A 13,183-nucleotide genomic window follows, 5' to 3' on the forward strand; every position below is an offset into this window, starting at 1 on the left:
CCGATGGTGTGATCCGAGGAGGTTGTGGAGGTGCGGTGTGGCCGCCTCCCGGAGTTGCGCTCCGGGAGGCGGCCACCGGTGTTTCGCGGCTCCACCGGTGTTTGCGGCGGCTCCACCGGTGCTGCCGGCGCCGCCACTGGTTATCCCGGCGGCTGACGATCAGCGAGAGCGATGTCCCCTGCTGTGATCGTCAGTTCTGCTGAAAAGCCGCCAACTCCTTGGCCGCCTCGCTCAGGTCCTTCGCCGTGTCGATCGCCCGCCAGTACACGCCCTGCGGCAGCTGGTAGCCCGCCAGCCGCTTGGCGCGGGCGAGTTGGGGGAAGGTGGTGCGCTCGTGGTCGCCCACGTCCGGCAGCAGCTCGGCGAAGCCGGGGGCGAAGACGTAGAGCCCAGCGTTGATCAGGAAGGGCGACGGCGGCGCCTCGATGAAGTCCAGCACGTTGCCGAACTGGTCGGTCTCCACCGCACCCCACGGGATCCGCGGCCGGGCCAGCGCCAGGGTGGCCAGCGCGTCCCGCTCCCGGTGGAAGGCGGCCATCTCGCGCAGGCTGAACCGGGTCCAGATGTCCCCGTTGGTGGCGTACCAGGCCTCCTGCGGCCGCGGCAGCGCCTTCGCGGCGAACTTCAACCCGCCGCCGCGGCCCAGCGGTTCGGCCTCGACCACGGTGCTCACCGCGAGCGGGAGGTCGGCCTGGTCCAGCCACTCCTGCAACACGTCGGCCAGATGGCCGCAGGAGATCACCACATCCGTCACGCCTTCGGCCGCCAGCCAGGCGAGTTGGTGGCCGACGATGGGCACGCCGGTGCCGGGGATCTCGACCAGCGGCTTGGGCCGGTCGTCGGTGTACGGGCGCAGGCGCGAGCCCTGGCCACCGGCGAGGATCACGGCCTGGGTCACCACGGGCGCGGTGGCCGGGGCGTCGAGCGGCACAGTGGCGGAGGAAGCGGCGGGGGAGGAGACGTCGAACCCGGTCATGGGGAGCAGGATAGGCCGCGGGGCCGGCTCGTGTTCGGAGCGGGCCCCGCGGCGCGCTGCGTGGCGAGGTGCCCGCCGCGGTGCGTCGTGGCGCGTCAGCCGGCGATGCCCGCCGCGAACGAGCCGTCGCAGACCGGGCGGGCGAAGGACCGGGCGCGCTGCACGTCGCCCTGGTACAGCTTCAGCGTGGCCTGGCCCAACTCCTTGGCCAGCGTGGTGCAGTACGGGGTCAGCGTGGGCTGCGCCGTCATGGTGCGCTGCAGCAGGTCCAGCGCGGCGCCGGCACCGTGCTGGCGCAACTCGGCCATCAGGTCGGTGCGCAGGGCGTCCTGCGGGGCCTGGCCGGGCTGCACGGCGGCCGCACCGGTGCCGTCGGGCCCGGTCGTGCCGGTGGTGCTGGTGCGTCCGATGCCGACCCCTGCATCGGTGGTGGCCGCGACCACCTGCTTGTCGTCGTTGGTCGGCGGCGCCCAGGCCACCCTGGTCACGGCGAGGGTGCCGGTGGTCACCAGGATCACGGGCAGGGTCAGGGCGATGGTCTGGCCGATGCGGCGAACGAGCTGCTTCACGCCAGTGAGGGTAGCGCCGTGTGAGACTCCGCGGACACTCCGTCACACGGATGAGTGATGACGTGCCGCGGCCCCGCCGGACGGGTGTCCGACGGGGCCGCGTCATCCGTGCCTGTGTGCGCCTGCGGGCGCCGGGCGCGGGGTCGGGATCAGTTGCCGAGGCGCTCGCCCGTGCTGGTGGAGAAGACGTGGGTCTCGCCGCCGGTCGGGACCACGTGGATGGTCTCGCCCTTCTGCGGGATCTGCCGGCCGTTGACCCGCACCACGAGGTCGGTGTCCTGGCCGCCGACCTGGGTGGTGCCGTACACGAAGCCGTCCGCGCCGAGCTCCTCGACCACGTTGACCGTCACGGCCACGCCCTCGATGCCGCCCTGCGGGACGATCTCGAAGTGCTCCGGCCGGATGCCCACGGTCACCGTCTTGTCGAGCTTGGTCCCGGCCAGCTCCGCACGGTCGATGTTGATCACCGAGCCGCCGAACTTCACCCCGCCGTCCACCAGCGGTACCTCGATCAGGTTCATCGCGGGCGAGCCGATGAAGCCGGCCACGAAGACGTTGGCGGGCTTGTCGTACATCCGGCGCGGGGTGTCCACCTGCTGCAGCAGGCCGTCCTTCAGCACCGCGACCCGGTCGCCCATGGTCATGGCCTCGGTCTGGTCGTGCGTCACGTAGACCGTGGTGATCCCCAGCCGGCGCTGCAGGCCGGCGATCTGGGTGCGGGTGGAGACGCGGAGCTTGGCGTCCAGGTTGGACAGCGGCTCGTCCATCAGGAAGACCTGGGGCTCGCGGACGATCGCGCGCCCCATCGCGACACGCTGGCGCTGACCGCCGGAGAGCGCCTTCGGCTTGCGGTCCAGGTACTCGGTGAGGTCGAGGATCTTCGCGGCCTCCTCGACCTTCTTGCGGATCTCGGCCTTGTTGACGCCGGCGATCTTGAGCGCGAAGCCCATGTTGTCGGCGACGGTCATGTGCGGGTACAGCGCGTAGTTCTGGAACACCATGGCGATGTCCCGGTCCTTGGGCGGCAGGTGCGTGACGTCGCGGTCGCCGATCCGGATCGCGCCGCCGTTGACGTCCTCCAGACCGGCCAGCATCCGCAGGCTGGTCGACTTGCCGCAGCCGGACGGGCCGACCAGCACGAGGAACTCGCCGTCCTCGATGTGCAGGTCCAGCGCGTCCACGGCGGGCTTGGTGCCGCCCGGGTAGAGGCGGGTCGCCTGGTCGTACGTGACAGAAGCCATGGGTGTCGGTCTCCTTCACCGGCAGGAACGTGCCGGACGATCCGAGTAAAGGGGGTGTGGGTCGTGCGGACCGGCTCCGCTGATGGTCCAGACCACCCAGGAACCGGCTCCGGCCGAGGCTACCCGCCCCTCCAGCCCTTGTCAGCCCCCGCCCCCACCTCGCCTGATACCGGTCCGATCACACTCCCCCGATCTCCCGGGCCGTCCACCCCCACACAACCCACCCCTGCCGGTAGACTGCGACCCGGTTGCCGCCGTGGCCCAACGCCGCGGACGGCCACCGTGCCTCCTTAGCTCAGCTGGCCAGAGCACCGCTCTTGTAAAGCGGGGGTCGTCGGTTCGAACCCGACAGGGGGCTCTCGTTTCCACCTCGGATGACCTGCAGGTTTGGCCTTCTGGGGGTTTCATCGCCAGCCTCGGACTTCGCGTCCGAGGCCGTTTGCGTGAGCGATGCGTGAGCGGATGGCCTGAGCGGCTTCGCGTCGTCTGCGGACTGGGCGCCCTTCTGCGGCCTGTTCGCCCGGGGGACGAGCCTGGCCGCCGCCTCGGCGATCGCCCAATCGACCTGCGGGAGCAGGGTCGTGTAGGTGTCCGACGTGATGCCGATCGAGGAGTGGCCGAGCATCTCCTTGATCGAGTGCAGGTCCGCGCCCGCCGCGTGAGCGAGCGTGGCCGCGCCGTGGATGGCTCGGACGGCGTCGGCCCAGTGAGCGGTGTCCGAGAGGGGCAGGACGCGGTCGGCGGGGCCGCCGAGCCGCAGGGTGGTCAGGGATGCGAGCGTGGTCGGGGCCACGGCTGGTTCCTCCCTAGGGTTCGGCGGTGATCGCCTTGAGTGCGAGGGCGCGCAGGGGCGCGAGGCGGGTGCGGTTGTTCTGGTGGTGGTAGACCGCGTTGGTGCAGATGGCCAGGTACCGGCCGGTGTGCGGGGCGAGGTAGAGGCTGGTGCCTGTGAAGCCGTGGTGGTAGGCGATCCGTCCGTCGTCGGCAAGGATCCAGGCCAGACCGCGGTCCAGACCGGGCTCGATCGCGACCTGCGGGACCATGCTCTGGGCCAGCCAGCGGCCCAGCCGGGCGCCGTCGCGGTGACAGGTCAGGAGGGTGCCCGCGTAGGTGGCCAGGTCGGCGGCGGTGGTGAAGACACCCGCGTGGCCGGCTACCCCGCCCAGCAGGGCGGCGTTGTCGTCGTGCGGGATCCCCCACAGGCGCGGGGCTCCCGCCAGGCGCTGTTCGGTCGGGGCGACTTGGTTCGAGCGGCTGATGGGCCCGTAAGTGGTGCTGGTCATCTCGAGGGCGGCCCACGCTTGGGTAGCCAGGTCCTCGAGGCGGTAGCCGGCGTCCTGAGCGAGCAGGAGGCCGGCGAGGATGAAGCCGCGGTTGATGTAGCGGTGGTTAGCCCCAGGCTCGCCGATCAGCGGCTCGCCGCAGATCAACTGGGCCAGGTCCTCGCTCCGTCCGCGGTACTGGTCCAAGCGGGTATCGGCCCGTAGCCCGGTGGTGTGGGCGAGGACCTGGCGTACGGTCACCTGCCCACCGGGAGACTCGGCGGGCACGCTGGGCAGGAAGGTGTAAACCGGGCGGTCGATGTCGATGCAGCCGAAGAAGATCAGCAGCCAGGTAGCCAGTACCTTGGTCAGCGAGGCCGCGTCGTAGAGCGTGTTCGGGCCGGGGCGGGCTCCGCTGCACTCCGGGGCGATGATGCCTGCTGTCAGGAAGCCTGGCTTGCCGTCGAAGGTGCCGTGAGCGATGACGCCACCGGGGACCGTTCCGTCGGCGGTCAGCAGCTCCAGGCACTCCCGCAGGTCGGCGAGCACGGCGGGCTTCCACGAAGAGGTGGTCACGACATCTCCTGATCAATCATCAATCCGGTACCCAGCGAGGCAAGTTTGGGCAGCAGGCCGCCGTAGCCGCGTCGCAGGTGGTACATGCCACGGATCGTAGAGGTGCCCTCGGCCGCCAGGGCAGCGATCAGCATCGCGGCGACTGCTCGGATGTCCTCCCCGACCACGTCGGCGGCGATGAGCGCGGCGGGACCGCGCACGGTGATGACCGAACCGTCAACGTTGACGGTGGCGCCGAACGCTCGCAGCGGACCGACGTGGGTGCCGCGTTCGGTGTAGATCCGCTCCCCGATCCGTGAGGTGCCCGGGGCCTGGGTGAGGAAGGCGGTCAGCTGAGGCTGTATGTCGGTCGGGAAGCCGGGGTGGGGGGCGGTGGTCATCTGCACGGCGCGGGGGCCGGTCGGGCAGCGGGCGAGCGTGCCGCCGTTCACAGAGGTCAGCTCGATTCCGGCGTCGGCGAAGACGGCCACCAACCCCGTGGGGAACTCGCTGGTCGGGAAGCCGTCCAGGTGGACGGTGCCGCCGGTGATCGTGGCGGCCAGGACGAGGGTGGCGGCCTCCAGCCGGTCGGGCGGGATCTGGAAGGCGCCGCCGGTGATGCGGTCGGTGCCGGTGACGTGCAGGGCGGCGGTGCCTTCCCAGGTGAGGCCGACCCCTCCGGCCGCGAGAACCGAGGCCGTGACCATCACTTCGGGCTCGACGCTGGGGTTGAGGATGGTGGACGTGCCGCGGATGCGGGCGGCCAGCAGCATCGCGGTGACCGTGGCGCCCAGGCTCGGGCCCCAGGAACGGGTGGCGGCGTCGGTCGTGAAGGGCGCCGAGTCCCAGCTGGCGATACGGGCCTTCACGTGGGTGCCAGTCACGGCCAGGGTCGCGCCGGCGGCCTCCATTGCGGCGAGGTGCCGGTCGATCAGGCGATGGCAGAAGGCGTCGCCGCCCGGCAGCGGGAAGGTGACCTGTCCGGCCCTGGCGAGCAGGGCAGCGGCCATGACGGCGGTGATGCGGATGCGGCGGCCGAGTTGGTCGGGGATGACCGGGTACCAGGCGGCGGCTGGGACGGTCTCGAAGCGGTCACCGATGACCTTGGTCGGGGTGCCGGTGTGGTTGAGGATCTCCGCGCAGACCAGGGTGTCAAGGATCTCCGGGGCGCCGGTCAGGGTCAGCGGCTCGTCGGCCAGGAGGGCGGCGGCGTAAAGGTGCAGGGCGATGTTCTTGCTGCCCTGCACTGACACTGTGCCCTCCAGGCGGTGGCCGCCAGTGACGCGGATGGCGCGGTCGTCGGTGGTGGGCGGCAGCGTGGCCTGCTGGTTCATGGTCACCTTCCCTGGCTTCCGGCGGGGAAGAAGCCCCCGACCTGGGTCTTGGGGTAGAGCACGGTGTGCGCGCCGATGAGCGTGGCGGGCTGGAGTATGGTGCCGGCCGGGACAACGACACCGTCGCCGATGACGGCGCCGAACTTTGTCTGGCCGGTGGCGATGCGGTGGCCGTCGAGGTAGGCGTTGACCTCCTCGGTGGCCGGTTCGGTGACCGGGCCGGAGGTGCACCGCAAGCCGGTGGTGGAGACGAAGGCACCGATGTTGACGCCGTGGCCGAGGACGGAGTCGCCGACGAAGCTGGTGTGCTTCATGAAGGCGCCGCCGATCAGCAAGCTGCGGGTGACCTCGGCGCCGAAGCCGACCCGACAGCCGGGACCGATGACGGTGTTGTCGCGCACCCGGGCGCCGGCCTCGATCACCGCCCCCGGACAGATCAGTGCGGGGCCGGTGACGAACGCGCCTTCGGCGATGACGGCGCCAGCCGTGACGATGACCTCGCCTCGGATGGTGGCGCCGGGCTCGATGACGCCCTCCGAGGTGGGCAGGGTGAAGCCGTCACGGCTGGCGAACAGGTCGGTCATGGCCTTCTTGAGGTCGAAGACGGTCGGGCAGCAGCTGAGCAGGTGGAGCACGACCGGGTCGGTGACCTGCTCGGTGTCGAAGTAGTACTCCGGGGCGGTTCGGTAATCGATGCGCGCCAATTCAGCACTGAGCGTCGGGATTTCGGGGGCATGGTGCATGGCTGGTCTCCTCTCGGGCGAGCGAGTGAAGAGGCGTCTGACCTAGCTCACGGGCAGGTCAGGGGTGGCGGCGGCGACGGCCGCCTGAGGGTGCACGTCGGCCTGGTGGATGACGAGGCCGAGTAGCAGGAACACGGGAAGGTGCAGCGCAGCCCAGGACGCGGTCAGGAAGGTGTCGAGCCGGTCGTGGTCGGGCGCACGGTGGCGCGGACTGGAGACTGCGGGGGAGGAGAAGCTGTTCGTCGGCATACGGGTGCTCTCGTCAGCGGGGACAGGAGTGCGTGTCCCCAGTGAAGGGCTCCGGCGAAGATCAGGTCCGTAGCGTGATTACGGGTCCGTAAGCCGCTTACGGGTCAGACGAGTCGGACGCCTGCGCGGGCGGCGAAGTCGCGCACGCCGGGCAGGGTCGTGTCGTGCCTGAGCAGGCCAGTCGCGATCTGGCGTGCGGAGCTACGGCGGATCTCCTGCGGAGCGGCCTGCTCGGCAGCCAGCAGCGCACGGTAGGCATGCCCCGGCTTGCCCCACTGGTCGTAGGCGCGGGCCACGTCGATGAAGAAGCGCGCCTGCCGTTCAGAGGTCGGCAGTGCGGACGGGTTGATCGTCCGGGCCAGCTCGATCGCCTGGCCGGCGTCGCCGAGTTCGTAGTACACCGACAGGTGGTGGAGGGCCACGCTCTGCATGCCGTCGGTGTCGCCAGCGGCGCGAGCCGTGTCAGCTGCCTCGCTGATCAGCGAGTGCGCGTAGCTGCGGTCGCCGAGCTTCGCGGCGGTGTAGGCGGCGGTGGCGTATAGGGCACCTTGGGCGGCGAGGCGGGCTGGCTCCGGGATGCTTTCGTTGCGCTGGAGTTCGTGAGCGGCCCGCACGGCGATGTCGGTGGCGCGGCTCAAGTGCCCTTGGCGTCGCCAGGTGCTGGAAACCATCCGCTGGGCCTCGGCGATGACCAGGCCGTCGCCGCTGACCCGGGCGGCGGTCAGGGCACGGTCCGAGGTGATGGCGACCAGGCCGTTGTCGCCGAGCTTGATGCACAGCCGAGCCGCGATGTTGTAGAACGCAGCCACCGCGCGGGCCGACTGCTCCGGTGCGCCGACGCCCTGTGCGGCGGCGATCCATCCCGGGAGGGCCTGACCGAGGGCGTCGTAGTGTGCAGCCCGGAACTCCTGACGCGCCGTTGCGAGCGAGGCTTGGACGCTCTCGGCAGTGGGTTCACGCTGTCCGGGGATCGGTGCCATCCCGTTCAGCACCATGTCCTCTAACGGCGCCAGGGGGGCCGGACTGGCACCGGCAGACTGAGTACCGACGATGATGGGGGTGAAGACTGCGGCAGCCGCAGCGGCCATGAGTTCGCGGCGTCGCACCTCGTCGTCAACCTCCTCGGCAGCCGGACTGGCCGCCAGCCTAGCCGAGCTGACCTTGCGTCGAGGAGAAGCGGACGTGGCTGCGGCGGGTTGCGGGTAGGTGAGCAGCTCGTCCAGCGTCGTGCCGAGCACGCGGGCGAGGAGGGACAGCATCTCGACCTTCCGCACCGGGATGACGTCACGCTCGACACCGGACACCCAGTCCTCAGTGCGGTCGACCTCGGCGGCAAGGTCGCGCTGGTACCAACCCTTGCGGCTCCGCAACTTGGCGATGAACTCGCCGAAGGTCGCACCCTCGCCTCCAGCCACGCCTGCCCCCAGCTACTCGTATGCAATCGACTACATGGAGCAACCGTAGCGAGCTGTGAGTGCTTGTTGTATCCCCCTGAGAGGTTGAAGCCGAGATGCGTCGTTGGCACTGGCTCGGGCGGGGGCATGTGCGGTCGGCGGTGGCCAGTTGCCGTGTCATGGGCACTGCGTGATTCGTCCTCTCGGCGCTGGTTGCACCGGCTTTCGTTTTTTAATGACTTGGCGGGGTGCTGAGCGATACGCTGACATGGCGGCCTAGTGGCTGAGCACCGAAGGAGGGGCATTCTCCATGAGTATCGCTGTTGACAGTGATGGCGCATCGTCGGAGTCTAGCTTCGAGCGCGATTTCTGCAGTGAGATGCTACCTCGGCTGCTGGTAAAGGCGGGCGCCTCAAGAGAAAAAGCAGACCTTGTTGCTCGCGACGTTGCGGGCCGCGCTCAGGCAACTGCTGCCCTGCCGGCCGAATATTTCGACGTTCTTATCACCCCGTTTCTTGAGGAGGTGACGCAGCATAGGCCGATCAATGCTCCTGCGTGGCTAAGGGCAGCGGTGGTCGTTGTAGTCCGCAACAGTTCTCTGGAGGAATTGCATGCCCTGAATGGACTGCTGGGCAATCGGGATATCGCGGCTATCACTGAAGCTGCCACAGTTCCTCTTCGCGTGCTCCTGGAAGCCCCGGCCCAGCCGATCGGTCTCAATCCCTTGGCTGGACTTGACGTTCGCTACCCAAGAGCATGGGCATGTATGGCGGCATTGTCCGATCTCATGGCAGCCAGCCATGAGGGTGAGATCAATTATGAATCGCCTCATGGTCCTATGCCAATGCTGCCGCGTTCTGACGAGTTGGTGCAGGTCAGGGAAAGTAGTGCCATCAAGGGCGTCAATCGCGCTAATGCGGTTGTAGCATCCGCAGTTGATCCACGTTTCGATCAGGCGCTTATTGGTCTGATGAAGCAGATCCAGGCCGGAGCGGCAGAAGTCGTTCCACTGTCTGCGCTCAGTCGGCTGTCTCGTAGTAGTGAGAAGCAGTTCCGAGTCCTTGATTTTCTGCTTGCCCACAATGCGACAGTCTTGACGACGAACTATCTTCTATCGCCAGGAGCTGTGGCCGTACGTGAGCGCCCTTTTGTCAAGCCGGACTCGTATAATCCAGTCGTCGGCTGGCGCAAGGAGCGCGGGCTGAGTCCCGCTCACCGGGACCTCGCTAGGGAAATTCGGAAGCTTTTCTGAGTCGTGTCATTCCAGTTGCACCGCGAGCGTCGCGTGACTTGGGGACCTTCCGTTGCCGTCGGAGGGCGGGAAGTTCGGTGGGGAAGGGCACATGGCGGCAGGTATCGACGACTACCGGCGCAAGTGTTGGGACGCGGCCCTGCATGCCTACGGGACCGGCTACATCTTTCAGAAGCGGACCAGCCGTCTGAAGTACAAGACTGACCTGCTGACCTGGGTCGGCTTCGCTGTCCCGTTGCTCGTCGGAGCATTGGTAGGAACCTTCGGCAAGGGAAAGGTCTGGAGCCTCGTCCTCGTCATCGCGTCCGTGATCGGGGCGGCACAACTTGCCTTGAGCCTCTGGTCCCTCGTCAAGCGTTGGCCGGAGGAGCTGTCCTACTCCGCTGCCTCAGCCACAGCTAACGAATCGCTCGCCTCCAGGTTCGCCGCACTGGGCGAAGATCCTCCTAGTCTTCATCTGTTGCGAACTCAGTTCGAGAAGATGACCGTCGAAGACACTGCCCGGCGGGAGAGAGACAACGAGAAGGGCGTGTCAGAGAAGGAACGCCGCATGGGCATGCGTGCCGCGTTGCGCAAGTTCCGGCGTCAATGTCCGGCTTGCCAACTAACTCCGACTTCAATGGACCCATCCGACTGTGGTGTCTGCGGAAAGTTCTAGTAGCGAGCAAGGAGCGTGTGCATGGACAGCAAGGTAGCCGCAGTTCTGCAGGGATTCATCGCCCTCACACCGACCCAGCGTGCCGAGTTCGTCACTGTCGTCAACGAGTACATCGGCGGCAATCCGCCCATCCAGGACCGCCTGACCGAGGAGTCCAGGAGGGACTGGATCACCAAGGTAGACCTGGGACCGACCTCCCAGATTTGCCCTTGCTGCGGCCGGTAGCCCTGTTCCGGTCATGAGGTTCGGTCGCGGCCTGGTAACGCCGTGCGGCCGCCTCCTTGTCGCGAGCGGGTGCTGCGCCAGCCAGGGAGAGCCGGCTGGGTGGGCAGGATGCCTCACGCCTCAGACACGTCGGTCCTGCGGTTGGTTGAGGTCTGTTGTGGCGGCCTCGAACTCAGCTGTGGTGAGCGCATTGCGGGGCGAGCGCTTGATCATCTTCGCGTCTTGCACTCCAGATGCGCGAGCGATGCGTGAGCGGACGGGATGGCAGGAGCTGTCCAGAGATGGATCACGGAGCCTGCCGCGCGGCGCTGACCAGCCGGAACAGCACCACGCGGCACTAGCGATCACGCCCCGTCAGGATCCGGGTGGGGCTTGTAAAGCGGGGGTCGTCGGTTCGAACCCGACAGGGGGCTCAGGGGATGGAGATCCACAGCGCACGATGAGGGCCAGGTCACCGGAGAAGTCCGGGGGCCTGGCCCTTGGTCGTTGTTCGACTCTGGTCGTGGGGCTGCCGGCGGGCGTGCTGCGTATGCGTAACCGGGGTTCCAGGGGTGTGCGTAAGACGGCAGTTCGGTATGTACCGCCTGGTCGGGGGCGTGCTCCAATGACGCTGTTGTCGCGTCCTGGCAGCAGCTAGTGGAAAGAGGGGAACGTGGCCGAGCACTTTCTGTCCGCCTATCTCACGCCGCCGGGGCCGGGGGCGGTCTTCTCCGTGCGCCATGACCAGAACGTCGCGTTGTGGCGGCGGGAGGGGCGGGAGGTGACGTTGGTCCGAGTGTGGGAGCTGGAGCGGGTGAGTGGGCAGAAGCACCACTTCTGGCCGCTGTACACCGAGGAGCGGGCGACCGAGTTCCTGGGGGCGCTGCTGGCCGAGGAGGGGCTGAGCCTGGCCGACGTCGCGGCGTGCTGGGGTACCCCGGGCCTGCCGCGGACCGAGCCGGTGCCGAAGCCGGCCGGGGCCGAGGACTTCCCGGTGCACAGCCTGGCGCACCTGTTCAGCGGGATCCTGCGGGACAGCCGGCTGTTCCGCGAGGAGCAGATCATCGGACTGGCGATCGACGCGCTGCCGGACTACGCGCAGGAGAGCACGCCCAACAAGTACTGGTACGCGGGCTCGGTCTCGAAGGCCGGGCAGCTGACCTTCGCGCCGGTGGAGTCGCCCGGCCCGCTGTACACCGCCGCCGAGACCGTCTTCGGTCTGGAGCCCGGCTCGCTGATGGCGCTCGCCTCGGCCTGCACCACCGGCATCGAGTTCGACGTCGAGGGCGCGGTCGCGGAGTTGACCTTCTTCGGCGGCTCGGCCACCCAGCCCTGGAAGCAGGCGCACGACCTGGTCCGCGAGGTGGTCGCGCAGGCCGAGGCGCAGCTGGCGGACGCCGAGCTCGACCCGGCGCTCAGCCGTGAGGACAACCTGCGCAGCGCGGTGATGAAGGTGATCCAGCGCTGCTGCGAGGCGGTGGCGATCCGCAACGTGGAGCGGCTGCTGGAGCTCGGCGGGATCCGGGCCGAGGACACCTACCTGGCCACCACCGGCGGGTACGCGCTCAACTGCCCCACCAACACGCTGCTGATGGACCGGTTCGGCTTCAAGGGCCTGATCACCCCGCCGTGCGCCAACGACTCCGGACAGGGGATCGGGCTCGGCCTGCTCGGGCTGTACGGGACGGGTACGCTGCCGGCCGCCGAGCTGCGGATCGACTCGGCGTACTACGGGCGCGAGGTGCTGGACGTCGAGGAGGCGCTGGCGGAGTTCGCGCCGTGGATCGCCTCGGTCACCGAGTTCGACCCGCAGCAGTTCGTCGCCGACGTCTCGGACAGCGTGATCGCCTGGGTGGACGGTCGGGCCGAGCTCGGGCCGCGGGCGCTCGGGCACCGCAGCCTGCTCGGCGACCCGCGGTCGGCCAAGGTCAAGGACCTGCTGAACGAGTACAAGCGGCGCCAGTGGTGGCGGCCGGTGGCGCCGATGGTGATGGCCGAGCACACCGGTGCCTGGTTCGCCTCCGAGCGGCCCTCGCCGTACATGCTGGAGGCGGTCCAGGTGCGGCCCGAGGTACGGGAGTTGGTGCCGGCCATCGTCCACCTGGACGGCTCGGCCCGGCACCAGACCGTCACCGCCGACTCCAACCCGCTGCTGCACCGGGCGCTGGACGCCTTCCGGGTGGCGACCGGGGTACCGATCCTCTGCAACACCTCGCTCAACGACAAGGGCGAGTCGGTGGTCGACCAGGCCGGCGAGGCGCTCAACTTCTGTGTGCGCAAGGGCGTCGCGGTGCTCTACCTGTGCGGGCGGCGGGTCGCGCTGCGGCCCGAGCCGGTGCCGGCGACCGAGACGCCGCAGGGGCCCCGGGAGCGGCTGCTGGGGTACTTCAGCGGGCAGGAGGAGGCGCGCGACGCGCTCTGGCAGGGCTGGCTGGACGCGGGCTACACGGTCGAGGGGATGTACCACCTCGCGCGGTCGCACGAACTGCGCGCCGAGCAGGAGCTGTCCACGCCGGAGCGGGTGAACCTGCTGGCGGCGTACCGGGCGAAGGTGGACCCGTCGTTCCGCGGGCTGGTGGAGAACTTCCGCCGCACGCACGGGCCGGGCGGGTCGTTCGTCGACCGCTCGACGCTGACCGGGGCGTTCGGGGTGATCAACCCGCTGCGGCGGGGGAGGTAGCGAGGACGTAGGAGGAGCGGCCCCTGGCCGCGTGCCAGTGACCCGCCTGCCGACGGCAGGCGGGTC

12 protein-coding genes and 1 tRNA gene are annotated in these 13,183 nt (G+C 69.0%); 5 read left to right on the top strand and 8 right to left on the bottom strand.

The features are described from left to right. Positions 1-190 precede the first annotated feature (190 nt). From ACQRUO_RS34490 to ACQRUO_RS34500, 3 genes are all read right to left on the bottom strand, one after another. Positions 191-976, bottom strand: a complete 786-nt coding sequence (locus tag ACQRUO_RS34490; RefSeq protein WP_428320099.1) for a nucleotidyltransferase family protein — start codon at positions 974-976, stop codon at positions 191-193. Positions 977-1,071: 95 nt separating this feature from the next. Then, the gene (locus tag ACQRUO_RS34495; protein ID WP_428320100.1) at positions 1,072-1,545 is read right to left on the bottom strand and encodes a hypothetical protein; all 474 of its coding nucleotides are present in this window, start codon (positions 1,543-1,545) and stop codon (positions 1,072-1,074) included. Positions 1,546-1,694: 149 nt separating this feature from the next. Beyond that, positions 1,695-2,786 (bottom strand): ABC transporter ATP-binding protein, encoded by a 1,092-nt coding sequence (locus tag ACQRUO_RS34500; RefSeq protein ID WP_428320101.1) that lies wholly within the window; start codon positions 2,784-2,786, stop codon positions 1,695-1,697. A 284-nt stretch (positions 2,787-3,070) separates the two neighbouring features. On the opposite strand from ACQRUO_RS34500, the gene ACQRUO_RS34505 reads away from it, so the two are divergent. Then, a tRNA-Thr gene (locus ACQRUO_RS34505) sits at positions 3,071-3,144 on the top strand. 448 nt (positions 3,145-3,592) lie between these two features. Here ACQRUO_RS34505 and ACQRUO_RS34510 read toward each other — a convergent pair. The 5 genes from ACQRUO_RS34510 to ACQRUO_RS34530 all read right to left on the bottom strand — a co-directional run bounded on the left by ACQRUO_RS34510 (position 3,593) and on the right by ACQRUO_RS34530 (position 8,344). Beyond that, on the bottom strand, positions 3,593-4,624 hold the full coding sequence (locus tag ACQRUO_RS34510) for a serine hydrolase domain-containing protein (protein WP_428320102.1): 1,032 nt from the start codon (positions 4,622-4,624) through the stop codon (positions 3,593-3,595). Continuing rightward, positions 4,621-5,937 carry a UDP-N-acetylglucosamine 1-carboxyvinyltransferase gene (locus ACQRUO_RS34515; protein WP_428320103.1) on the bottom strand — a complete coding sequence of 439 codons (1,317 nt, stop codon included), beginning with the start codon at positions 5,935-5,937 and terminating at the stop codon, positions 4,621-4,623. The genes ACQRUO_RS34510 and ACQRUO_RS34515 overlap by 4 nt, the downstream gene beginning before the upstream one ends. A gap of 2 nt (positions 5,938-5,939) precedes the next feature. Beyond that, positions 5,940-6,641 (bottom strand): hypothetical protein, encoded by a 702-nt coding sequence (locus tag ACQRUO_RS34520; protein ID WP_428320104.1) that lies wholly within the window; start codon positions 6,639-6,641, stop codon positions 5,940-5,942. A gap of 81 nt (positions 6,642-6,722) precedes the next feature. Further along, positions 6,723-6,929: a hypothetical protein gene (locus ACQRUO_RS34525; protein ID WP_428320105.1), complete on the bottom strand. Its 207-nt coding sequence runs from the start codon at positions 6,927-6,929 to the stop codon at positions 6,723-6,725. Between the two features lie 104 nt (positions 6,930-7,033). Continuing rightward, positions 7,034-8,344, bottom strand: coding sequence for a helix-turn-helix domain-containing protein (locus tag ACQRUO_RS34530; protein WP_428320106.1), 1,311 nt, complete (start codon positions 8,342-8,344; stop codon positions 7,034-7,036). Positions 8,345-8,633: 289 nt separating this feature from the next. Between ACQRUO_RS34530 and ACQRUO_RS34535 the strand changes: the two genes are divergently transcribed. The 4 genes from ACQRUO_RS34535 to ACQRUO_RS34550 all read left to right on the top strand — a co-directional run bounded on the left by ACQRUO_RS34535 (position 8,634) and on the right by ACQRUO_RS34550 (position 13,117). Continuing rightward, complete coding sequence (locus ACQRUO_RS34535) at positions 8,634-9,575, top strand: hypothetical protein (protein ID WP_428320107.1); 942 nt, start codon at positions 8,634-8,636, stop codon at positions 9,573-9,575. A 91-nt stretch (positions 9,576-9,666) separates the two neighbouring features. Then, the gene (locus ACQRUO_RS34540; protein ID WP_428320108.1) at positions 9,667-10,233 is read left to right on the top strand and encodes a mobilome CxxCx(11)CxxC protein; all 567 of its coding nucleotides are present in this window, start codon (positions 9,667-9,669) and stop codon (positions 10,231-10,233) included. A gap of 21 nt (positions 10,234-10,254) precedes the next feature. After that, positions 10,255-10,458 carry a hypothetical protein gene (locus tag ACQRUO_RS34545; RefSeq protein WP_428320109.1) on the top strand — a complete coding sequence of 68 codons (204 nt, stop codon included), beginning with the start codon at positions 10,255-10,257 and terminating at the stop codon, positions 10,456-10,458. A gap of 652 nt (positions 10,459-11,110) precedes the next feature. Further along, positions 11,111-13,117, top strand: a complete 2,007-nt coding sequence (locus ACQRUO_RS34550) for a carbamoyltransferase C-terminal domain-containing protein (protein WP_428320110.1) — start codon at positions 11,111-11,113, stop codon at positions 13,115-13,117. Positions 13,118-13,183 lie beyond the last annotated feature (66 nt).

It is taken from the genome of Kitasatospora sp. LaBMicrA B282 (genome assembly GCF_050325825.1).
Classification (GTDB): Bacteria; Actinomycetota; Actinomycetes; order Streptomycetales; family Streptomycetaceae; genus Kitasatospora.

Coding starts and splice junctions, on each gene's coding strand:
- ACQRUO_RS34515 (WP_428320103.1), bottom strand. CDS start 5,937: ATGAACCAGCAGGCCACGCTGCCGCCCACCACCGACGACCGCGCCATC.
- ACQRUO_RS34540 (WP_428320108.1), top strand. CDS start 9,667: ATGGCGGCAGGTATCGACGACTACCGGCGCAAGTGTTGGGACGCGGCC.
- ACQRUO_RS34525 (WP_428320105.1), bottom strand. CDS start 6,929: ATGCCGACGAACAGCTTCTCCTCCCCCGCAGTCTCCAGTCCGCGCCAC.
- ACQRUO_RS34535 (WP_428320107.1), top strand. CDS start 8,634: ATGAGTATCGCTGTTGACAGTGATGGCGCATCGTCGGAGTCTAGCTTC.
- ACQRUO_RS34500 (WP_428320101.1), bottom strand. CDS start 2,786: ATGGCTTCTGTCACGTACGACCAGGCGACCCGCCTCTACCCGGGCGGC.
- ACQRUO_RS34545 (WP_428320109.1), top strand. CDS start 10,255: ATGGACAGCAAGGTAGCCGCAGTTCTGCAGGGATTCATCGCCCTCACA.
- ACQRUO_RS34490 (WP_428320099.1), bottom strand. CDS start 976: ATGACCGGGTTCGACGTCTCCTCCCCCGCCGCTTCCTCCGCCACTGTG.